Origin of the sequence: Granulicatella sp. HMSC30F09 (assembly GCF_001806915.1) — a bacterium.
In the GTDB taxonomy this organism is placed as follows: Bacteria; Bacillota; Bacilli; order Lactobacillales; family Aerococcaceae; genus Granulicatella; species Granulicatella adiacens.
Map to the genome: position 1 here is coordinate 84,394 of NZ_KV786404.1, position 21,079 is coordinate 105,472.

Below are 21,079 nucleotides of genomic sequence, written 5' to 3' on the forward strand. Positions count from 1 at the left end.
GAACAGAGAGTGATACGAGAAGTTTTCGTCCCATTTTTAACAATATTATGATTTTGGCTAACACATCCACAGACGGTACAAAATTCTGGTTTATGCGTATATGTAGCTGAATAAAATAAAGATTTTCTCTTTTTAAATATCTTCTCTTGAACTTTATTATCCCAAATAATATTTTTATCTTTGATTTGTAGCGTAGCTTCTAGTATATTGTTCATATGGTCATCATCCTTTTGTTTTAGGTTTAGGCGCTTTTAATATAATGGATGTTGGCCTTTTTGTATACACTAAAATAGGGTTGTGGAAAATTTCCATCAACCCTAAAAATTATAGAACCTTTAAGTAAAAGAAAAACCACTCATGAAGAGTGGCCTAAAGTTAATAACTTTATATAGATTTCCAACGATGCCGTTTGATGTATTTGTTAGTTTGAACCCGCATCTAAAGCAGGTGGGCTTCTATGTATTACTTCCTAACTACCAAGTGAAAAGGCTTGTTATCAGTAACATCAATCTGAATCCCTAAAAAGTCGTAAATTGTTCGGTCAACACTTAGTAAATACCGCGCACATCATAGATCTCTATGTCATTATAGTAGCACATGAATAGGCGAAATGCAATAAATTTTTGGTACCGATTTCTTAAGAAATCACTAATTATTTTGACGATATTTTTGGTATTGTTTCATCAAGGCTTCCTCGTAGGAAGAGGTTGGTTCTGCCTTAAAATATTCCTCATTTTTAAGAGCATCTGGCAAGTATTGTTGCTTTACAAAATGTCCTGGGTAGTCATGAGGATATTTATATCCAATGCCACGTCCTAACTTTGGAGCTCCAGAATAATGAGCATCTTTTAAGTAGTCTGGAATACTTATTGCACGACCTTTTCTGACATCTGACAAGGCGCTATCGATAGAACGAATCGCAGTGTTTGATTTTGGTGAAAGGGCAAGTTCGATAATCGCATTTGCAAGAGGAATTCTAGCTTCAGGTAACCCAAGACGTTCAGCGGCTTGAACAGCAGAAACAGCACGGGATACGCCTTGTGGGTTTCCTAGTCCAATATCTTCGTAAGCAATGACTAAAAGACGTCTCATTAAACTTGTAAGATCTCCAGCTTCCATTAAACGAGCAGCGTAATGCAAGGCTGCATTCACGTCTGAACCGCGAATGGATTTTTGAAGAGCAGAGATGACATCGTAATGTTGGTCTCCGTCCTTATCATACGAGAGAGCCTTTCTTTGGATACATTCTTCTGCGATTTGAATCGTGATATGTATTAATCCATCTACACTAGGTTCAGTAGACTTTGCCGCTAGTTCAAGCGCGTTTAGGGCACTTCTAACGTCTCCGTTGGTACTACTTGCAAAGTGATTCAAAGCTTCTTCAGTGACGTTTAAATTGAGTTTTCCTAATCCGCGTTCTTCATCTTCAATTGCATTGACGAGAGCCTTTATAATATCTTCAGGAGAGAGTGGTTTGAGTTCGAAAATTTGTGTACGACTGCGAATCGCTGGGTTAATCGAAATATATGGATTCTCAGTCGTTGCTCCCACTAAAATAATTCGTCCGTTTTCTAAATGGGGCAATAAGAAGTCTTGTTTTGTTTTATCTAGTCGATGAATTTCGTCAAGTAGTAAAATGACACTACCAGACATCTTTGCTTCTTCGGCAACGATTTGCAATTCTTTTTTTGTATCAGTTGCTGCGTTTAGTTGTCTAAAGGATACTTTCGTACTTCCGCTAATGGCGCTAGCGATACTAGTTTTTCCAGTTCCTGGAGGTCCGTATAAAATCATGGATGATAATTGTTTGGCCACAACCATACGATTGATGATTTTTCCAGGAGAGACAAGATGCTCTTGACCAATCACTTCTTCAATCGTTCGAGGTCGCATGCGGTAAGCGAGCGGTTGGTGGTTCATTTCAGTTCCTCCTTAAATTTCTTTAAGTTAAGTGTATCATAAGTTGAAAGAATGATATAATAGGAAAGATTAAAACATCTTGTTAGGACAATAAATAGACTTCCCTTATAATAATATTGTTTGAAAGTGAGGAGAATGCATGGTGAATTATTTAGATTATGCAGCAACAACGCCGGTTCATCCGGAAGTTTTAGAAGTGATTACAAAGGAAATGTCATCTTTTGGGAATCCATCTAGTGTGTATCGCATTGGTCGTGAACAAAAACAAAAAATCGAACGTGTGAGAAAAGCTATTTTATCTGAACTAAAAGCCTCTCCACACGATGCCATTATTTTTACAAGTTCAGGTTCAGAAGGAAACAATTTAGTATTCGAGAGTATTCGGGAGCATTTTGCAAAGGAAAAAGGACATATTATTGTTTCTGCAGTAGAGCATCCTTCTGTTCGTAAATCAGCTGAATTTTTAGCAAAAGAGGGCTTTGAGGTGACGTACTTAGCTCCGAATAAAGAGGGAAGTGTTGAGGTGTCAGCGGTTGAAAAAGCTCTTAGAGAGGATACTCGTCTTGTTTCAATTATGACCGTTAATAATGAAACAGGTGCCCGCTTTCCAATCGAAGAAATTGCTGCTCTGTTAAAAGACACTCCTACTTATTTTCATACAGATGCCGTTCAAGCTTTTGCACAAGAAGAAATTAATGTTGATGGTATCGACTACTTAACAGCTTCTGGGCATAAAATCTACGCACCAAAAGGGATTGGATTCTTATATAAATCAAAAGATGCGCCAATTCATGCTTTAATTAAGGGTGGTGGACAAGAGTTAGGGTTTAGAGCAGGAACAGAGAACGTTCCTTATATTTTAGGTCTGGAAAAAGCAATGCAAATCGTTGTGACGAAAAGAGATGAGCTCGTTCAAAATTATCAAGAGTTACGTGAGTATCTAATCGCGAAGTTGTCTGAAAGAGGCATTGAATTTGAGTTTAACGGCGTAGCTAATCCAAAGAATCCACATATATGTAACCTGTGGCTAAAAGGAAGAAAAGCAACGCAAACATTAATCTTTAATGATTTGAAAGATGTTTCAGTATCTGCTGGATCTGCTTGTTCAGCTGGAAGCGTGCAAATTAGTCCGGTATTATCTGCAATGCATCCAGATGAAACGAGTCGTCTTGAAGAGTCTGTCAGACTTTCATTTGGAATGGGGTCAACAAAAGGGGATATTGATGCATTTGTGGATGCTTTCTAGTGAAAGAGAGCTTTTGTTTAAAGGTAAAGTATGGTAAACTAATTTTGTAGAAAAAGAAAGAGGAGAAATGTATATGGCGTTTACACCAACTGCATCATTAAAAGGGTCAAACCAAGTATTTTCGGTTAGTCCAACATGTAAAGGATACACATTACGTGATAATGGCTTTACAGAGACAAAATCTGGGAATTTTCAACTAATTCGTAGTTTAGATAATACCATTGATGATCACCGTGGCTTAAAATTAAAAGTGATGGTTGACAAAGATAAAAAATCATTAAAAATTTCAACGGTTACTAAGAATGGTCTTCAAACAGTAGATTTGTATGGAAAATCAAATACAGCAATGGCTGTTGAAAAATTGGAATTCATTTTAGAAGGCTTAGTAGAACGTGGAGTTCTAGAAGTAACAACGAAATAAGGACAAAGAAAGAGAGACAGTTCAATTTGAACTGTCTCATTTATCATGCACGGGCAGAGTACCCTATGGACTGTTATTCGACTTCTGGTAGCGGTTTGAATTGTGCTACGAAGCTTAAGGTATCGCCAAAATAAAGATTCTCGCTAGGAACTTCATAGAGCTCCTGCATTCTCTTGCTTAAAGAATATGGAAGATTGGTTGAATCTTTTTCATACTTCGTAAGCGTATCTTTGTTTATTTTAAGATATTTGGCGGCTTCTAACAGTGTTAAATTACGATTAACCCGTGCTGCTCGTAAAGAGATCATCATACACCTTCGCCCCCTTTTTCTCAATATAATTATAGTGAAAATGAAATCGTTTGTCAAAAGCACGACTGGGCAAAAATCCCAGTACTATCGCATTTTCAATGATTTTCAAGCAATTTTTTTGAAAAATTAAAAAATAAATTTAAAATTAAGGATAAATCTGACAACTCGACCTTCAAATCGACTAGTTCAGGAAATAAAAAGAAATGATGGTGAAAAAATGAGTAATGAAAAAATTAGGGTTGTCGTTGGCATGAGTGGAGGAGTGGATTCTTCCGTAACAGCTCTTTTATTAAAAGAGGCTGGATACGATGTCATCGGTATTTTTATGAAAAACTGGGATGATACGGACGAAAATGGAGTTTGTACTGCGACAGAAGATTATAAAGACGTTTCTGCGGTTGCCGAACAAATCGGTATTCCATATTATTCAGTAAATTTTGAGAAAGAATATTGGGACCGTGTATTTGAATACTTCCTTCGCGAATATCGTCTGGGACGTACACCAAACCCAGATGTGATGTGTAATAAAGAAGTGAAGTTCCAAGCGTTTTTAGATTATGCACTGCAATTAGGAGCAGATTATGTTGCCATGGGACATTATGCACGTGTAGAAAAAGATGAGAATGGAATTGTTCACCTATTAAGAGGAAAGGACAATAATAAAGACCAAACGTATTTCTTAAGTCAATTGAATCAAAAGCAATTAGAAAAAGCGATGTTCCCAATTGGACACTTAGAGAAAAAAGAAGTGCGTGAGATTGCTGAAAAGTATGATCTTGCGACTGCTAAGAAGAAAGATTCAACTGGCGTATGTTTCATCGGAGAACGTAACTTCAATGAGTTCTTATCAAACTATTTGCCAGCTAAACCTGGTAAAATGGTGACCCTTGATGGAGAAGTAAAAGGCGACCACGCTGGACTCATGTACTACACAATTGGACAACGCCAAGGCCTTGGCATCGGTGGCGGTGGTAAGACGAATGATCCATGGTTCGTTATCGGGAAAGACTTATCAACAAACACTTTATATGTTGGTCAAGGATTCCATCATCCAAACCTTTACTCAGATAGCTTAACAGCAACAGATATTCAATTTACGAACGATTTACCAAGAGAGAAAACGTTCGAATGTACGGCTAAATTTAGATACCGTCAACAAGATACAAAAGTGAAAGTTGTGTTAGATGAAAAGGATCCAACGAGGGCAACGGTAATTTTTGATGAACCTGTTCGTGCGATTACACCTGGCCAAGCTGTCGTATTTTATAACGGCGAAGAGTGCCTTGGTGGAGGCATCATTGATAAAGCGTTTATGGAAGGAAAAGAACGTCAATACGTTTAAAATTTTAAAGAAAGGAGATAACCAATGAGCGAGGCTAATTATATTGTTGGAGAAGTACTGACAACATTTTTTGAGAATGCACAAAATTTTTACAAAGTTTTGTTAGTCCGTGTGATTGAGTCAAACTGCGTATCAGTTGATGACGAGATTGTTGTTACAGGTATTTTCGGCCAAATTCATTCGGATATCTCCTATCGTTTTAATGGAAAAATTGTCTCACATCCAAAATACGGAGAACAGTTTCAAGCGGATAATTATCAACAAACACAACCTACTGGGAAAAGAGGTCTCATTCAATATTTTTCAAGCGCTCATTTCCCAGGAATTGGGGAGAAAACTGCTGAGAAAATCGTTGAAAAATTAGGAGAAGATGCTCTCGAACGGATATTAAATGATGACAATGCTCTAGATGGAATTACAGGATTAACGAAAAAGAAAAAGGAAATGATCCGTGAAGTTATTACTCAAAATCAAGGCACAGAAAAATTGATGTTTGAGTTAACGAATTTAGGTTTTACTCCTTCTATCTCACAAAAGATTATTGGAATGTTTAAAGACAAAGCCAAACAGATTTTAGACGAAGATCCTTATCTATTGTTACAAAAAATTGAAGGTCTTGGATTTAGGCGAATGGATAGTATTGCTCAATCAATGGGAATTGATCCTGATGATGCATCAAGATTGAAAGGTGCCTTATTTATTGTTACTAGAGACTTCTGCTACCAGACAGGCGATACTTATATTTCAAGTGAAGTCTTAATTACTCAAGCGCAGCGTTTGTTAGAATCCTGTCAGAATTATTTAATTGATCCTGAAAAAATGGTAGATGCTTTAAATGATTTAATTCGAGAAGGCGTTGTTTATTCAGACGAAAGTAGAATTGCTATCGCTTCTCTTTATTATGCAGAGCTTGGAATACGAAATGCAATTTCTAGAAGAGTCACTAATGAAAAAGACACTCTTTCTAAAGAATCCATTAGTGAAGCGATTCAAAAGACCCAAGAAAAATTTGACATCATTTATGATGAATCTCAAAAAGAAGCCATTCATCAAATTATGCATGAACCGATTTTTGTATTAACAGGTGGACCTGGTACGGGAAAAACAACCATTATAAATGCTGTGATTGATGTCTATTGCCAATTGAACGAAATTCAAGATGTAGAAGATGCTCTCGTTTTAGCGGCTCCGACAGGTCGTGCGGCTAAAAGAATGAACGAACTCACGGGATATCCTTCATCAACAATCCATCGTTTACTAGGGATTGCTATTGATAGTCCCGAAGAAAGTTTTGAAGATAAAGAGATTAATGGTGAGTTTTTAATCATTGATGAAATGTCAATGGTGGATACGTGGTTAATGAATCGTGTATTAAAGGCTTCTCCTGATCGTTTGAAGATATTGTTAGTCGGTGATAGTAACCAATTGCCTTCTGTGGGACCTGGTCAAGTTCTTACAGATTTACTTGAAACAAAATCAATTCCTTCAATGGAGTTGAAACGAATCCATCGTCAGACAAATCAATCCTCTATTGTAGAATTAGCTCACTGTATTAAAGATGGTTTTTTACCGAATAATTTCGCTCAAAAACAGCTAGATAGAAGTTTTCTACCTTGTACTCCGGAGCGCCTAGTGTCGATTATCGAACAAGTAGTGGTCGCAGCTTTGAAAAAAGGCTACACGAAAAAAGATATTCAAGTATTAGCTCCTATGTACAAGGGAGACTCTGGAATAAACGCCATTAATCAAATGATGCAAGAAATATTAAATCCGAAAATTGGAAATAGTGTTCGTGAGGTGGAATCGTTTGATAGAGTGTTTCGTGTTGGAGATAAAGTTCTCCAATTGGTGAATTTGCCTGAGGAAAATGTTTATAACGGAGATATTGGGGAGATTACGGCAATTCAATTTGCAAAAGAAAATGAAGATCAAGTAGACAAGATTTATGTTTTATTTGACCAAACTGAGGTGGAGTACACTAGAACGGATTGGCAACAATTAACTTTAGCCTACTGCTGTTCTATTCATAAGGCGCAAGGCTCCGAATTTAAAATGGTGATTCTACCAATGGTTAATCAATATTCTAGAATGCTTCAAAGAAATCTTCTGTATACAGCAGTTACTAGAAGTCAACAGTACTTAATTTTATGTGGAGAGGCGGGAGCCTTTCAAAAAAGCGCGACTACCATTTCCCCTAAAAGAGCAACTTTTTTACAAGAATTCCTTAGAGATTTAAGTATAAGTACTTTTGTGGAATTCGAAGAAAAAATTATAGAAGACACAAGTGATTCTCATTCATTTATTGAGGAGGATTCAAATATAAAAGAAAACAATATGTTAACCTTAAGAATGATTGAACAGGAAATGATATCTCCGATGATTGGAATGGAGGATCTTTCTCCATATGACTTTATGAGAAGAAGTTAGAATTTTTTCTGACTTCTTTTTTGTTTTTCCAGGAATCAATTGATATCTGTCCTTGATATAAGGTAAAATGGATACAAATGATTATGAAAGAAGGACAGCAAATGAGTAGACAAAAACATTTTTTAGTATCAGAAGATGCTGTGCCACCGGTTTTTTCTAAAGTCTTGCAAGCAAAGGAATTACTTGCTACTGGACAAGCAAAAGATGTAACCGAAGTAGTGAAAATGGTTGGCATCTCCAGAAGTGTGTACTACAAATATTATCGCAAAGTACAAGGTTTCTCCTCTGTGAATGCGGGAAGAAAAGCTTCTATCAATATTCATATGAAGAACATTAGAGGAACGTTAACGAAAACGCTAGATGTATTTGCGAGTCGTAACATGAATATTTTAACGATATTCCAAGGATTAGCCATTCATAGTGTAGCGGTTGTTCAAATTATGATTGATATTTCTGAAGCAACTGTTAGTGTAGAAGAAGTATTGAAGGAAATCAGCTCATTAGAAAATATTATTTCCGTTGAGCTCCAAAGTATTGAATAATGACAATGAAATTTTTGGATTATTTAAATCATCATCAGATTAAGGTTCTTATTTTTGATAAAGACGGGACGCTTACAGATACTTCCGCTTTATGGTTGGAGCCTACTTTACAAGTTATCGAAGCTTTATTAGCGAGAAATGGAATGCGTTTAAATAAAGAGGAAAATCGGACTTTATATGAAAAGTTAGGAATTACCAGCTCTGAAATAATTGAAAATAGTGTTATTGCATCAGGAAGCGTTCGAGACATGCTGGAAGTGATTGCTCAATTTGGAGAGTTTGATATTGAGGAGAATTATCAGTTTACGGTTCAATTTTTTTATCAATATATTACTTCCAATCCAGATAAAATTATCGCTCTGGGGAATGTTAAAAAGACTCTTCAACGATTCAAAGAGTTGGGTTTTACATTAGCTTTAGTAACAAATGATTCCAAATTACCAACTAAAGCCGTATTAGAAGTATTGAAGGTAGAATCTTTATTTGATTTTATCGGAACAACTGACGATTTTCCTTCTAAACCTGCAATCGACGCTTTAGAGGCTATTTCAAATGTGTTCCACGTATCATTTCATGAAATGATCTATATTGGAGATTCTTCTATTGATGAAGAGTTTGCAAGTCATACCGCAGGATTTGTAGCTGTTGTGAATAAAGAAGACAATGAGAATTGTTTTAAAACCGCATTCTTTAAAGTAAATTCCATCGAGGAGTTAATAAAGGAGAATTAATGGAACTTACTACTCAAAAAAATCATAAAATAAAATATTTACTAAAAATTTTGATTCCAATCTTAATCTATCAGTTAGCGAATTACTCAGCTCAATTTATTGATGCAGTAATGACGGGACGTTATAATGAGGTCCATTTAGCTGGCGTTTCGATAGGAGGAAGCCTATACTCACCGTTCTTTACGATGTTGACAGGGATAGTTTCTGGGTTAGTTCCAATCGTTGGCCAATATTTAGGTCAAAAGAAAAAAGAGAAAATTATAGAAGTCATGCGTCAATATTTACTTATTGGAATTTTTCTTGCTTTTCTATTATTTCTTTTTGGCTGGATATTTTTGAAGCCTACTCTAGGAATCATGAATTTAGAGTTGTCAGTAGAAAAGATTGCGTTTGAGTACTTATCCTGGTTATCTCTTGGGTTAGTACCTTTACTATTATTTAGCGTAATGCGATCATTTGTAGATGCCCTAGGGTTAACCAAACTTTCAATGCTATTGATGGTTTTAGTGGTCCCGTTGAACGTATTTTTTAACTATTCTCTGATTTACGGTCAATTTGGTTTTCCAGAAATGGGAGGGCCAGGAGCGGGGCTGGGAACGGCTTTAGCTTATTGGGGCTTATTATTCATTGCTTATTTTGTTTTTAAATGGCACTCAGAATTAAAAAAATATCCCATTTTTAAATGGGAAGGAATCCGTTTATCCTTATGGAAGGAACCTTTTAAAATTGGATTTCCCATTGGATTATCGATTTTTGCAGAAGTTGCAATTTTTTGTTTTGTAGGATTATTAATGGCAGGGTTTGGAACAACGGTTATTGCAGCTCACCAAGCCGCTATGAACTTTGCTACATTGATTTATGCTTTTCCTATTAGTATTTCTACTGCTTTAACGATTATTGTATCTTTTGAAGTTGGGCAGAAAAATATTTTATCAGCGGTTCAATATAGTAAGATAGGGATTTTGACATCTTTTATCATTGCAGTTGTGACGCTTATATGTTTAGCGTTAAATTTGAATACCATTGCAAGTTTTTATGGAAGTGAAGAGGAGTTTATTAAACTTACCATTCAATTTTTAGCATATAGTTTACTTTTTCAACTATTTGATGCTATCGCTGCTCCTATACAAGGAATCCTAAGAGGATTTAAGGATGTTCAAATGCCGTTTATCTTGTGTTTAGTTGGATATTGGATTATTGGACTACCCATTAGTTTCCTTTTACATTATGGTTTTAATTTCGGTCCATTTTCATATTGGATAGGATTAATTTTGGGCTTAATGTCCAATTGCACGTTTTTAGTCTTTCGTCTAAAACGAGCTGTTATTAAAAATAAAATTAATAGAGGTGGAAATGATGTATCAAACACAAAATGATGATTTTAATATTGAGGAAACTTCTCCTTCAAAAGAGAATGTAAAATCTGAGTATAAGAAGGATATTTTATCAATTGCAAGGAGACTATTAATTTATTTTGTAATCTTTTTCTTCTTTAGTCTTTTAGGAAGAGCTGTATTAAGACAAATGCAATTAGATTCGAAATATTATTATTTACTCATGGATACTAGCTTTGTTTATACCATTACAGCTGTATTCTTGTACATTGGTGCGTTTGTTGGCCTTATTGCTTGGGTCGTTAAAACTAAATTCCCATTTAAACGGATTTTTGAACATGTTGCTCCTAAGAAAATGAACGTAGGAACTTTCTTCTTAATCTCTGGTTCCATTTTTGGGATTCGTTTCGTTTCTAAGTTGATTCTAATGGGAATCGATAAATTATTTACACAAATGGGGATTCCTGCTACGCTTTTAGGAGATGCTTCTCCAGAAATTACGAGTAGTATTGTATTTGTACTTTATTTAGGCGTTGTTGCTCCATTTATTGAAGAAGTTATTTTTAGAGGTTTTATTGGATACCGAATGGAACGCTATGGGAAAATATTTGCGATTGGTTTTTCTGCAATGATTTTCTCTTTATTCCATGCAAATTTATCACAAGAAATTTTTACATTCTTCTTGGGAATTCTGTTAGCCTATATTGCATTTGAGTATGGATTCCAATGGGCTGTAGCGTTTCATATGATTAATAACTTTATTTTTGCAATTATTGTGGATGTTTACCTTTCTCCTGCCATTGTGATAGACAAACATCCACTCCATTCGATTTTAGAACTTCTAGGATTTGTTCTATTAATTTATATTTTATTTGCAAAATTACCAGAGATTAAAGCTTACATTAGTGAGAATCATGCCTTTAAAGGAATTGGGTTCATCACTTTTACTAAATGGCAGATTGTTTTATATATTCTAGTGATATTGTACTATTCAGTTGGAATTTACTTTATCCAACGTGGTTTCTAGGAGGTTTACAATGAATACAATCTATTTAGAAGACACTGTATTTACTACTTTAAAGGAACACCCAGAAGTAAAGGATTTGTTAGTGGAAATCGGGTTTACCCCCTTAAATCAACCACAAATGGTACAAACAGTGGGGAGAATAACTAGTCTAAAAAAAGGGTCAAAGATCGCTAAAATTCCACTGACTACCATTGTAGAAACTCTTGAAGCGAATGGATATATCGTAAAAGAAAGCAGGGATTAGATGGCTAAAGAAGATTACACTATGGAAGAACGTCAAGAAATTCTAAAAAATCTAATGCTCAGACTTCACGCGGGTGAGGATAAAGAAGTTATTCAAGAAGAGTTCAATGAAGTGTTTGACGAGATTTCTCCATACGAGATTCAATTGATGGAAAGAAACTTAATGAGTGAAGGTATTACTTTTGCTGAAATCATGAGTTTATGTAATGTTCACGCCAATTTGATGGGTTCTAAAGTGAATACACAAACATCAGTAGCTGATTTTGAACAACCAGGACATCCAGTTCATGTGATGAAAATGGAGAATTTGGCTATTAGAGGGGCTTTAGATAGAGTGGAGCGCCTCTTAGTCAATTATCTCGAAACAAAGGATTCTACAATTGAAAAAGGATTAAGAAGACAAATTTCTTTGCTGGATCAGTTTGAAAATCATTATCAACGTAAAGAATATGCGATGTTTCCGATAATGGAAAAAAAGGGAATTACAGCTCCTCCAAAAGTGATGTGGGGAGTTCACGACCAAATAAGAGATTTGTACCGTGATTTCAAAAAAGCTTTGAAAGATGGTAAAGAATCCACTTTGGAAGAATTTCAAATAGCCCGTGACGAAATGTTAGAGATGATTCAAAAAGAAGAAAATATCTTAATCCCCATGGTAGAGCAAGTGTTTCATGTAGACGATTGGGAAGCAATAGCGTCTCAGTCACCTGAATATGGATACTGTATCGTTAAACCTGAAAAAGAATGGGCTGTTAAGAAATCATTTTCCCCAGTAAAAGAGGAAACACAAGTTGAATCAGAGGGAGATATTCCTTTATCTACCGGTTCGCTTTCGTTAAAAGAATTGAATTTAATTTTAGATTTATTACCGATGGAATTATCTTTTGTAGACGCTCAAAATATAGTCAAGTACTATAATGAGGGAAATGGCGAAGAAAAAATCTTCAAGAGAACTCCAAGTGCAATTGGAAGAGATGTTATTCTATGCCACCCGCCTCGTGTCCATGAAACGGTCCAAACAATTTTTGAACAATTAAAATCAAAACAGAAAGAAAAAGAAGAAATGTGGTTTAAAACAGAAGATAAAATGGTTCATGTGACCTATCATGCCGTTTGGGATGAAGAAGGGAAGTATATGGGATGTCTTGAATATGTTCAAGATATTAAACCTCTTGTTGAGCATTTTGAAAAAACGGATATAAAGAGAACACTTTCGTAATTAGAATTGATGTGTTACAATCTTTCTGAAAATGAATTTATACCTAAACGTTATACTTTAAAGGAGTTACAATTTTATGTACACGCAGATGATTCTAGGCGCAATTGCAGGACTCAGTTTATTCTTATACGGGATGCAATTGATGGGCGACGGATTGCAAAAAGTTGCAGGTGAAGGATTGAAAGGAATCATTCGTAGATTGACAAAAAATCGTTTGATGTCCGTATTAGTAGGGATGTTTGTAACTACGATTATTCAAAGTTCTTCAGCAACGACAGTAATGGTTGTTGGTTTCGTAAACGCTGGTCTTATGACACTAGCTCAAGCGGTTGGAGTTGTCTTCGGGGCCAATATTGGGACGACCATTACAGGACAAATGGTTTCCTTTAACTTGTCACAATGGGCACCGCTTGTCATAGCTGCTGGTTTAGTAGCCAACATGCTAACGAAAAATCCAAAAGTAAAAGAAGCGAGTGAAATCTTTATAGGTTTTGGGATTCTATTTATCGGGATGAGTACATTAAGTAACTCACTAGAACCTCTAAAAGAATTACCTGAATTTACAAACTGGATTCTTCAATATGGTAGCAATCCATTCGTGGGTGTAGGAATCGGTCTTTTAATGACATTTGTGTTGCAAAGTTCTTCAGCAACGATTGGGATTTTAATTGCTCTTGCTAGTCAAGGTGTGCTTCCAATTACAACTGCTATTTTCATTATCTTTGGTGATAACATTGGAACATGTACGACCGCATTAATTAGTAGTTTGGGTACTTCTCGCCGAGGAAAACAAGTAGCTTTATTCCACTTAATGATTAATATCATTGGTACAATTTACTTCATGATTTTCTTAAGTAACATTCTTGTGAATGTCGTTGAAAACATTGATCCAGGGAATGTGGCTCGACAAATTGCCAATGCTCATACGATTTTTAATATCGTAAACGTGATTATCTTATTCCCGTTCACAAATCTTCTAGTGAAATTAATCCAAATGATTATTCCAGATGGGGAAGATGAAGAAGAAAGCATTACGCGTTATCTTGATAAACGCATTTTGGTTACTCCTTCAATCGCCTTAGAAAATACCATGTATGAATTTGCTGCAATGGCTCAAGAAACGATTCAAGCTCTTGATAATGCAGTAGGCGCAGCTCGTAACAGAGATAAAAAGCTTGTTAAAAAGGCGCTTGAGAACGAGAAAAATATCAACGCTTATGAAAAAGCGATTGTTAAGTATTTAGTGGAAATTTCTCAACAAAAAGTTTCTGCTAAAGACCAGCAAACGATTGATGAATTATTTAGTACTGCAAATGATATTGAACGTATCGGGGATCATGCAGAAAATATTGCGGACTTTGCAAAATCGATTATCGAACGTGAAATTTTTCTTGATGAAGATACCGTTAAAGAATTAGACGGAATCTATGAGCTTATTAAAAGAGGTTTTGCGTTATCCATTGATGCATTATCTACAGGGGATCAAGAGAAAGTCCAACAAGCAATACAAATTGAACGTGACATTGATAAATTAAAAATTGAGGTACGTGACAAGTATATGAAACGTATGAATAAAGGAATTGCTTCAGCGGAATCTGGAATCTTTGTTATGGATTTACTCAGTAACTTAGAACGTGTGAGTGATCATTTCAGAAACATTGCTGAAACTGTGGAACGTTTAAAACGTCCGGTTATTGTAACTGAATAATTAAATTATCCGTAGGCATTTTGTCTACGGATTTTTTTGTAAAAGTGTAGTGATACCGTATACGGTATCACTCTTATAAAGTATAATGAGATTAGGAGGGATGTTTATGGGGGAAACATATGAAATTGGAGAATCGACATACGAGCAGATTAAAGATTTTCCTTATGATGAGTTAGTAAAAATACTTGCGATACTGACCATTGTTGAAGAGGAAGGGATTACGCCATCCGTCTGGGAAAAATGGGGAGAGGTTAAGGATAATCGTGATACTTTAGTTTTCGAAGTATCCAGAAACTATAAGGAAGGTGTACCAAATGGGCCAATACCAAAAGAAGTTATACACAGAGTTAGAGTCTACTTATCCTGAATTTGTAGAGGATTTTAATAAGGAGTATTCGAAGCAAAAGATTGCCTTGCAGTTAGTTGAGCTGCGATTGGAAACGGGACTTTCTCAGAGAAAATACGCCAAAGCGAATGAACTAATGCAAAATAAAGTCTCCATTCTTGAAAACGGGAAGAGTAATTCAAGACTGTCGACGATTATTGAGTTAGCTGCAAAGAATGGGTACAAGGTCGAATTAAAATTCACAAAGTAAGCAAGTGAGCTAGTCTACAGCAGACTAGCTTATTTTTGTGTCGTAGTTAGTACAAAGGTTTAAAAAAGAGTGAGAGTATGATAGAATGAATCGAATTCAAAAACAAAGGAGAACGAAATGCTAAAAGTACAAAACGTAAGTCTATTATTTTCAGACCGTAAATTGTTTGATGATGTAAACATCACTTTTACACCAGGAAACTGTTATGGGGTTATTGGTGCGAATGGTGCCGGAAAATCAACTTTCTTAAAAATCCTATCTGGAGAATTACAACCAACAACTGGTGAAGTGATTCTAGATCCACATGAACGTTTAACGGTCTTAAAACAAGACCACTTCGCATTCGAAGATGAACGTGTAATCGATACTGTAATCATGGGGCATAAACATTTATATGACATTATGAAAGAGAAAGACGCTATCTACATGAAAGAAGACTTTTCTGATGAAGATGGTATTCGCGCCGCTGAACTTGAAGGGGAATTTGCTGAATTAAACGGTTGGGAAGCTGAAAGTGATGCCTCTCAATTATTACAAGGCTTAGGAATCACTGAAGATCAACACTACAAACTAATGAGCGAATTAGTCGAAGCAGACAAGGTTAAAGTGTTACTTGCACAAGCGTTATTCGGTAAACCAGACGTTCTTTTATTAGACGAACCTACAAACGGTTTGGATGCAAAATCAATCTCATGGTTAGAAGAGTTCTTAATCAACTTTGATAACACAGTCATCGTTGTTTCTCATGACCGTCACTTCTTAAACAAAGTATGCACGCATATGGCGGACGTTGACTTTGGTAAGATTAAATTGTTCGTTGGTAACTATGATTTCTGGTTACATTCAAGCCAATTAGCTGCGAAATTATTAGCAGACCAAAACGCGAAAAAAGAAGAAAAAATCAAAGAATTACAAGAATTCATCGCTCGTTTCTCTGCGAATGCTTCTAAATCAAAACAAGCGACTTCTCGTAAGAAAATGTTGGATAAAATTACATTGGATGATATTCAACCTTCAAGCCGTAAATATCCATTCGTTGGATTTTCACCTGCGCGTGAAATTGGGAATGACTTATTATTAGTCGAAGGTTTATCAAAAACAATTGATGGCGAAGTGATTTTCGAAAACGTAAGCTTCCAATTATCTAAAGATGATAAAGTTGCTTTCTTAAGCCGTTCAGATATTGCGATCACCACATTATTCAAGATTTTAACAGGCGAAATGGAAGCAGACAGTGGTACATTCAAGTGGGGTGTTACAACTAGTCAAGCATACTTACCAAAAGATATGACAGATGAGTTCTCAAACGAAAAATTAAACATCTTAGAGTGGTTACGTCAATACGCGCCAGTGGAAGAGCAAGATAACACCTTCTTACGTAGCTTCTTAGGTCGTATGTTATTCTCTGGAGACGATGTTATGAAACAAGTAACGGTTCTTTCAGGGGGAGAAAAAGTGCGTTGTATGTTATCTAAATTAATGCTTTCTAAAGCAAACGTGTTAATCTTAGATGATCCAACAAACCACTTAGACTTAGAATCAATCACAGCATTGAATGATGGTTTAATCGCGTTCAAAGGTTCATTACTATTCTCAAGTCATGACCACGAGTTCATTCAAACAACAGCAAACCGTATTATCGAAATTGGACCAAAAGGCATTGTGGACCGTCTTGGCTCTACTTATGATGAGTTCCTTGAAGATGAGGCAGTTCAAGCACGAGTAGATGCTTTATATAATTAATGGACTAGACCAGAAGAGTGAAATGTCTTCTGGTCTTTTTGGTGTTTTTAGTGTAGGATAAAGTTATTAGAGGAGGTATTCAAATGACAAAAATTTATTTTGCAAGTCCATTATTCTCGGAAATGGAATTAGCCTTTAACAAAGTACTCGTAGAAAAGATTCGCAATCAATTTCCAGGAGTAGAGGTGTATTTGCCACAAGAACAAATGGCGATTAATGATAAGAGCTCGTATGCAGACTCAACAATGATTGCCCAATATGACACAGATGCGTTATTAGATTCTGATTTAATGATTGCGGTATTAGATGGAGCGGTTATTGATGTTGGTGTAGCAAGTGAAATTGGGGTAGCGTACCATGCAGACATGCCAATTCTTGGATTATACACAGACAGTCGTCAACAAGGAGCAGATAATTCTCAAAAAATAGCTGCCTTGCAAGAGGTAGCTGAATCACAATTTAGCTATGTAAATTTATATACAGTAGGCTTGGTAAAACTTAGAGGAGAGATTGTTTCCAGCAGCGATGAATTATTAGAAGCTCTAAAAGCCTATCTTAAGGAATCATAAAACTGTAAACTTTTGTTACAACTTTGTAATATAACTGATACGTTCTCCATATGTTCCTCTTGTAAAATAAGGAGTATGTTGGAGAAAGTGTGGTGAATATCGCTTTTGAAAAAGATGAAAAAACTATTTTTGACAACAACAGCATTCTTTTTTGTTGCAGGACCTTTAGCTCCTTCTGTGTTTGCAGAAGAAACGGATGTGCAAAAATTAGAAGCTCAATTATCGTCAGAACTACAAAAAGTGAATACAAAGTATCAAGAAATTGAAAGTTTAAACCAACAGATTGAATCGCTTCATAAAGAGCAAGAAACCCTTGCGGAAAAAGTGAAAACTCAAGAAGCGAAAGTGGAAGAACGAAAAGTGGTTGCTAGTAAAAGATTGCAATTGATGCAAATTTCAGATTTAGCAACTTACAGTATCCTTCACTTATTAAATTCAGAAAGTATTTCAGATTTTCTAAATCGTTTATTTGTATTTCAACAGTTCTTCCAATCCGATGAAGAAGTATTGAAGAACTTGGCAGATCAAGTGAATGAGTTGAATCGTTTGAAAACTGAAGCTTCTCAGGCACAAAGTGATTTAGAAACCAAGAAAGAAAAATTAACTTCTGAAAGTCAATCCTACCAAAGCTCAATTGAAGGACTTAAGCAGTTGATAGCTGACAATAAAGCGACATTTGAGAAGATGGAAAAGGAAAAGAAAGAAGCAAAAGTAGCTTTTTCACCTACAATTGCTGCTTTAACGAGTGATTCTAAACAAACGAATCAGGTGGCGCCATCTACTTCTAGTCAGGATACGACAGCTGCTAAACCAGTAGCCGCTGAGCCTTCAACGTCGACGACTCAAGCAGCTCCTACTACGACTGAGACGCCTACGACTACCTCAAACAGTTCAAGTTCCTCACAATCTAGCGGAAGAACACTACAAGTAGTCGCAACTGGATATTCATATAATGAACCGGGTTTAGGATACTATACAGCAACAGGAATTGATTTGCGCTCAAATCCAACCGTCATTGCAGTGGATCCAAGTGTCATTCCTTTAGGAAGTTTGATTGAGGTTCCTGGTTATGGCGTTGCAATTGCTGGGGATACTGGTAGTGCGATAAAGGGAAATAAAATTGACCTTCATTTCGTTTCTGTCGATCAAGCCAATCAATGGGGAAGAAGAACAGTTACAATTAAAATCTTAAAATAACGAAAAAACACTCTTGAGACCAAGAGTGTTTTTTTGTTATTAATATTCTTTTATGATTTAATTTTCTAATTCGTCTTTATTTTCACGAATCCATTCTTTAATTTGATGAATCAGGGGAAGTAGCCTTTTTCCTAAAGGCGTCAATCCATAATAGGTTTTATGACCAGTACTGGCCTTACCACGTTTGTATAGAATGTTGATTTCGATTAAATCATTTAAAGATTGGGTAAGGACTTTACGAGAAATGGAACCGAGTGTTCTTTCAATTTGCGCAAAGTACATTTCTTCTTTTTCGAGAGTTAATAAGATAAAGACACTCCATTTTCCTAACAATGGGAGAGCTAATTTTCGTAAATATGTTTCATTTTCCATATGCAGGCACCTCAAAGTAACTTCTATTAATTGTATAATTATTCTTTATAATTATACATATTAACATGTATTTAGACTATTAAGGAGGATAAAAATGTTTTTTAAGACGTTTGAATTTGATTTTGAGACGAGACGCTTAATGTGGTACTGCCCATATGGGGGAAGTGATTTTGCTGAGGTTTCTACTACTGCAGAAAGGATTAAAGAAAGAGACTATGAGTCTTGGTATACTGAGTGGAAGGAGGTTGGGGATTTATTAACAAGTAGATTTTATATAAGTGACATCTCTAAAGGAAAGGCTTTTTTAAGAGCTAGTCGTTATTATCAAGCTGCTGAATTTTTCTTACATCCAACTGACTCTAGGAAGTTAGAAGTCTATAACAATTCCGTTGAATACTTTTATCGTGGGTTAGACCTTTTACAAATTCCGTATCAAATGAAAAACATACATTTTAAAGAAGTGACTTTACGTACTTTATCATTTAGAACAACAAAAAAATGTAAAGGAACTTTACTAATTTGTAGTGGTTTTGATGGATTGTTGGAGGAACTTTATTTCACAAATGTTAAAGCAGCTTTAGACGAAGGATATAATTGTATCCTTTTTGAAGGACCAGGGCAATCCCATGTCATACGCTATCAACATAAAGCTTTTATACCCAACTGGGATACGGTTGTTTCTCAGGTAGGAGATGCTTACAAGAATGAAATTGTATCTCCTAAAATTGGAATTGGATTATCTTTAGGTGGTTTACTTATGGCTCGTACTTCTAATTTAAATCCACAAGTATTAGACAAAGTAGTATTATATAATTATTTTCCGTCCTTACTAGATTCCTTTAAAACGAATATTCCAAAATTCCTTCATCGTTATCTTGAAACTGGATTCCCAGTAGCAATTGAGAAAATTGTTTCTTTCTATATCAAGAAAGTTCCATTCTTAAATTGGCAAATAGAAAACGCAAAATGGGTGTTTGGAAAGAGCTCCTTAAATGAAATTATTCGTTATTGTAGGGAATTTGAAGAGCTTCCGGTGAAAAATCCAGTGTTAATTTGTGTTTCAAAAAAAGATAACTATTATGATTCGTCATTAGGGATCGAATACTACCATTCACTCAGTATAAAAGAAAAGAGATTAGTTGTATTTGATAAAGAAAAATACTTTAGTGAGCTTCACTGTCAGAATGGAGCATCCTTTGTCACAAACGATGTCATTTTTGAATGGTTAAATGGTTGTTAATTTGATAAAATAGATATTAGCAACTTAGAACTAGGAGGATTTCTATGATTAAGCTAGTAGCTATTGACATGGATGGCACATTATTAAACAGTAAAAAAGAAATACTAGAAGAAACAAAAAAATACTTCAAAGATTTCCATAAAAAAGGAACGGATACTTTATTAGTTCTTTGTACTGGACGCCCTGAGAGTGGAATTCGTCCTTATTTAAAAGACTTAGGCTATTTAGAAGAAAACCACTATATTATTAGCCAAAATGGTGCGAACATTTATGAGAGTCAAACCGGTAAACGCGTGATGGATGCCTTTGTTGATTCTGCTGCAATTCAAAAATGGATTGAACTAGGCAAGAAACACGGAGTTAGCGTTATGGGGGCTGGTGTTAAATACTATTATTCATTCGATGAGGATCCAACAGAATGGATGGAGTTTGATGTAAAACTTGTGAGTGGCAAGCTGAAAAGAATTCCAACCGAAGAGTCTTTAAACACTGATTTCTATAAAATTCTACTAATGGGAGATGAAGAACAACTTAATGAGTTTGAAACATTTATTCCAGAAGAGTGGAGAGACGAATTTTATGTGGTTCGTAGTCAAAAGTATTTAGTAGAAGTTCTAGCAAAAGGTGTGAACAAAGCTTTTGGTTTAGAAAAATTAGCTCAAAACCTAAACATTCAACCAAGCGAAATCGCAGCTATTGGGGACGCAGCAAATGACATCGAAATGTTAGAATATGCAGGACTTGCGATTGCAATGGGAAATGCCAGCGAAGAAGTAAAAGCTATTGCAGATATCGTAACAGATACCAATGAAAACAATGGCGTCATTAAAGCGATTGATAAGTTAATTCAGTAAAGAGCAAAAAAGCAAAATGTAACATTGAAGTGCACCCT

Annotated in this window: 21 protein-coding genes, 1 other RNA gene and 1 pseudogene; 18 read left to right on the forward strand and 5 right to left on the reverse strand. The window is 35.6% G+C overall.

Annotation, left to right across the window (positions count from 1 at the left end; translation table 11 throughout):
- The 3 genes and pseudogenes from HMPREF3103_RS09575 to HMPREF3103_RS00415 all read right to left on the reverse strand — a co-directional run.
- A pseudogene (locus tag HMPREF3103_RS09575) lies at nt 1-215 on the reverse strand (ISL3 family transposase); the annotation flags it as partial.
- Nucleotides 216-389: 174 nt separating this feature from the next.
- A non-coding RNA gene (gene ssrS / locus HMPREF3103_RS00410) (6S RNA) lies at nt 390-579 on the reverse strand.
- A gap of 69 nt (nt 580-648) precedes the next feature.
- A complete protein-coding gene (locus HMPREF3103_RS00415) occupies nt 649-1,920 on the reverse strand; it encodes a replication-associated recombination protein A (RefSeq protein WP_070436747.1) in 1,272 nt (423 codons plus the stop codon).
- 139 nt (nt 1,921-2,059) lie between these two features.
- Here HMPREF3103_RS00415 and HMPREF3103_RS00420 point away from each other — a divergent pair, with 139 nt between their 5' ends.
- Together HMPREF3103_RS00420 and HMPREF3103_RS00425 are read left to right on the forward strand one after the other, a co-directional pair.
- Complete coding sequence (locus HMPREF3103_RS00420) at nt 2,060-3,166, forward strand: cysteine desulfurase family protein (RefSeq protein ID WP_070436750.1); 1,107 nt, start codon at nt 2,060-2,062, stop codon at nt 3,164-3,166.
- A gap of 73 nt (nt 3,167-3,239) precedes the next feature.
- Nucleotides 3,240-3,587 (forward strand): cysteine desulfurase, encoded by a 348-nt coding sequence (locus HMPREF3103_RS00425; RefSeq protein WP_005605379.1) that lies wholly within the window; start codon nt 3,240-3,242, stop codon nt 3,585-3,587.
- 73 nt (nt 3,588-3,660) lie between these two features.
- Here the strand turns inward: HMPREF3103_RS00425 and HMPREF3103_RS00430 are convergent, their stop codons facing one another.
- Complete coding sequence (locus tag HMPREF3103_RS00430) at nt 3,661-3,897, reverse strand: helix-turn-helix domain-containing protein (RefSeq protein ID WP_005605381.1); 237 nt, start codon at nt 3,895-3,897, stop codon at nt 3,661-3,663.
- Between the two features lie 217 nt (nt 3,898-4,114).
- On the opposite strand from HMPREF3103_RS00430, the gene mnmA reads away from it, so the two are divergent.
- The 14 genes from mnmA (at nt 4,115) to HMPREF3103_RS09715 (ending at nt 18,575) form a co-directional block, all read left to right on the forward strand.
- Nucleotides 4,115-5,239 (forward strand): tRNA 2-thiouridine(34) synthase MnmA, encoded by a 1,125-nt coding sequence (mnmA, locus tag HMPREF3103_RS00435; protein WP_070436751.1) that lies wholly within the window; start codon nt 4,115-4,117, stop codon nt 5,237-5,239.
- A 24-nt stretch (nt 5,240-5,263) separates the two neighbouring features.
- A complete protein-coding gene (locus tag HMPREF3103_RS00440) occupies nt 5,264-7,666 on the forward strand; it encodes an SF1B family DNA helicase RecD2 (protein ID WP_070436753.1) in 2,403 nt (800 codons plus the stop codon).
- Nucleotides 7,667-7,767: 101 nt separating this feature from the next.
- Nucleotides 7,768-8,208, forward strand: a complete 441-nt coding sequence (locus tag HMPREF3103_RS00445; protein ID WP_070436755.1) for an ACT domain-containing protein — start codon at nt 7,768-7,770, stop codon at nt 8,206-8,208.
- Nucleotides 8,208-8,939, forward strand: a complete 732-nt coding sequence (locus tag HMPREF3103_RS00450; protein ID WP_070436756.1) for an HAD family hydrolase — start codon at nt 8,208-8,210, stop codon at nt 8,937-8,939. Before HMPREF3103_RS00445 ends, HMPREF3103_RS00450 begins: the two co-directional genes overlap by 1 nt.
- Nucleotides 8,939-10,315, forward strand: coding sequence for an MATE family efflux transporter (locus tag HMPREF3103_RS00455; RefSeq protein ID WP_070436758.1), 1,377 nt, complete (start codon nt 8,939-8,941; stop codon nt 10,313-10,315). Before HMPREF3103_RS00450 ends, HMPREF3103_RS00455 begins: the two co-directional genes overlap by 1 nt.
- Entirely contained in the window at nt 10,293-11,300 is a 1,008-nt protein-coding gene (locus tag HMPREF3103_RS00460; RefSeq protein ID WP_083278674.1) for a CPBP family intramembrane glutamic endopeptidase, read from the forward strand. The genes HMPREF3103_RS00455 and HMPREF3103_RS00460 overlap by 23 nt, the downstream gene beginning before the upstream one ends.
- Before the next feature lie 10 nt (nt 11,301-11,310).
- Nucleotides 11,311-11,544, forward strand: a complete 234-nt coding sequence (locus HMPREF3103_RS00465) for a DUF1858 domain-containing protein (RefSeq protein ID WP_005605389.1) — start codon at nt 11,311-11,313, stop codon at nt 11,542-11,544.
- Complete coding sequence (locus HMPREF3103_RS00470; protein ID WP_070436762.1) at nt 11,545-12,762, forward strand: DUF438 domain-containing protein; 1,218 nt, start codon at nt 11,545-11,547, stop codon at nt 12,760-12,762.
- 76 nt (nt 12,763-12,838) lie between these two features.
- Nucleotides 12,839-14,470 (forward strand): Na/Pi cotransporter family protein, encoded by a 1,632-nt coding sequence (locus tag HMPREF3103_RS00475; RefSeq protein ID WP_070436764.1) that lies wholly within the window; start codon nt 12,839-12,841, stop codon nt 14,468-14,470.
- A 106-nt stretch (nt 14,471-14,576) separates the two neighbouring features.
- A complete protein-coding gene (locus HMPREF3103_RS00480) occupies nt 14,577-14,837 on the forward strand; it encodes a hypothetical protein (protein WP_049555538.1) in 261 nt (86 codons plus the stop codon).
- Nucleotides 14,785-15,066 carry a helix-turn-helix domain-containing protein gene (locus tag HMPREF3103_RS00485; RefSeq protein ID WP_070436766.1) on the forward strand — a complete coding sequence of 94 codons (282 nt, stop codon included), beginning with the start codon at nt 14,785-14,787 and terminating at the stop codon, nt 15,064-15,066. Before HMPREF3103_RS00480 ends, HMPREF3103_RS00485 begins: the two co-directional genes overlap by 53 nt.
- A 117-nt stretch (nt 15,067-15,183) precedes the next feature.
- Nucleotides 15,184-16,809, forward strand: coding sequence for an ABC-F family ATP-binding cassette domain-containing protein (locus HMPREF3103_RS00490; RefSeq protein WP_070436768.1), 1,626 nt, complete (start codon nt 15,184-15,186; stop codon nt 16,807-16,809).
- Nucleotides 16,810-16,892: 83 nt separating this feature from the next.
- On the forward strand, nt 16,893-17,378 hold the full coding sequence (locus tag HMPREF3103_RS00495) for a nucleoside 2-deoxyribosyltransferase (RefSeq protein WP_070436770.1): 486 nt from the start codon (nt 16,893-16,895) through the stop codon (nt 17,376-17,378).
- A 114-nt stretch (nt 17,379-17,492) separates the two neighbouring features.
- Entirely contained in the window at nt 17,493-18,575 is a 1,083-nt protein-coding gene (locus HMPREF3103_RS09715) for a 3D domain-containing protein (protein WP_070436772.1), read from the forward strand.
- A gap of 57 nt (nt 18,576-18,632) precedes the next feature.
- On the opposite strand, the gene HMPREF3103_RS00505 is transcribed toward HMPREF3103_RS09715, so the two are convergent.
- Complete coding sequence (locus HMPREF3103_RS00505; RefSeq protein WP_005605402.1) at nt 18,633-18,947, reverse strand: winged helix-turn-helix transcriptional regulator; 315 nt, start codon at nt 18,945-18,947, stop codon at nt 18,633-18,635.
- A gap of 94 nt (nt 18,948-19,041) precedes the next feature.
- Here HMPREF3103_RS00505 and HMPREF3103_RS00510 point away from each other — a divergent pair, with 94 nt between their 5' ends.
- Both HMPREF3103_RS00510 and HMPREF3103_RS00515 read left to right on the forward strand, forming a co-directional pair.
- Nucleotides 19,042-20,187, forward strand: coding sequence for a dipeptidyl aminopeptidase (locus HMPREF3103_RS00510; protein WP_070436773.1), 1,146 nt, complete (start codon nt 19,042-19,044; stop codon nt 20,185-20,187).
- Nucleotides 20,188-20,231: 44 nt separating this feature from the next.
- Entirely contained in the window at nt 20,232-21,041 is an 810-nt protein-coding gene (locus HMPREF3103_RS00515; protein WP_070436775.1) for a Cof-type HAD-IIB family hydrolase, read from the forward strand.
- Nucleotides 21,042-21,079: the final 38 nt, after the last annotated feature.

Coding starts and splice junctions, on each gene's coding strand:
- HMPREF3103_RS00475 (WP_070436764.1), top strand. CDS start 12,839: ATGTACACGCAGATGATTCTAGGCGCAATTGCAGGACTCAGTTTATTC.
- HMPREF3103_RS00490 (WP_070436768.1), top strand. CDS start 15,184: ATGCTAAAAGTACAAAACGTAAGTCTATTATTTTCAGACCGTAAATTG.
- HMPREF3103_RS00450 (WP_070436756.1), top strand. CDS start 8,208: ATGACAATGAAATTTTTGGATTATTTAAATCATCATCAGATTAAGGTT.
- HMPREF3103_RS00480 (WP_049555538.1), top strand. CDS start 14,577: ATGGGGGAAACATATGAAATTGGAGAATCGACATACGAGCAGATTAAA.
- HMPREF3103_RS00445 (WP_070436755.1), top strand. CDS start 7,768: ATGAGTAGACAAAAACATTTTTTAGTATCAGAAGATGCTGTGCCACCG.
- mnmA (WP_070436751.1), top strand. CDS start 4,115: ATGAGTAATGAAAAAATTAGGGTTGTCGTTGGCATGAGTGGAGGAGTG.
- HMPREF3103_RS00470 (WP_070436762.1), top strand. CDS start 11,545: ATGGCTAAAGAAGATTACACTATGGAAGAACGTCAAGAAATTCTAAAA.
- HMPREF3103_RS00415 (WP_070436747.1), bottom strand. CDS start 1,920: ATGAACCACCAACCGCTCGCTTACCGCATGCGACCTCGAACGATTGAA.
- HMPREF3103_RS00465 (WP_005605389.1), top strand. CDS start 11,311: ATGAATACAATCTATTTAGAAGACACTGTATTTACTACTTTAAAGGAA.
- HMPREF3103_RS00510 (WP_070436773.1), top strand. CDS start 19,042: ATGTTTTTTAAGACGTTTGAATTTGATTTTGAGACGAGACGCTTAATG.
- HMPREF3103_RS00425 (WP_005605379.1), top strand. CDS start 3,240: ATGGCGTTTACACCAACTGCATCATTAAAAGGGTCAAACCAAGTATTT.
- HMPREF3103_RS00485 (WP_070436766.1), top strand. CDS start 14,785: ATGGGCCAATACCAAAAGAAGTTATACACAGAGTTAGAGTCTACTTAT.
- HMPREF3103_RS00420 (WP_070436750.1), top strand. CDS start 2,060: ATGGTGAATTATTTAGATTATGCAGCAACAACGCCGGTTCATCCGGAA.
- HMPREF3103_RS00460 (WP_083278674.1), top strand. CDS start 10,293: ATGATGTATCAAACACAAAATGATGATTTTAATATTGAGGAAACTTCT.
- HMPREF3103_RS09715 (WP_070436772.1), top strand. CDS start 17,493: ATGAAAAAACTATTTTTGACAACAACAGCATTCTTTTTTGTTGCAGGA.
- HMPREF3103_RS00505 (WP_005605402.1), bottom strand. CDS start 18,947: ATGGAAAATGAAACATATTTACGAAAATTAGCTCTCCCATTGTTAGGA.
- HMPREF3103_RS00430 (WP_005605381.1), bottom strand. CDS start 3,897: ATGATGATCTCTTTACGAGCAGCACGGGTTAATCGTAATTTAACACTG.
- HMPREF3103_RS00455 (WP_070436758.1), top strand. CDS start 8,939: ATGGAACTTACTACTCAAAAAAATCATAAAATAAAATATTTACTAAAA.
- HMPREF3103_RS00495 (WP_070436770.1), top strand. CDS start 16,893: ATGACAAAAATTTATTTTGCAAGTCCATTATTCTCGGAAATGGAATTA.
- HMPREF3103_RS00440 (WP_070436753.1), top strand. CDS start 5,264: ATGAGCGAGGCTAATTATATTGTTGGAGAAGTACTGACAACATTTTTT.
- HMPREF3103_RS00515 (WP_070436775.1), top strand. CDS start 20,232: ATGATTAAGCTAGTAGCTATTGACATGGATGGCACATTATTAAACAGT.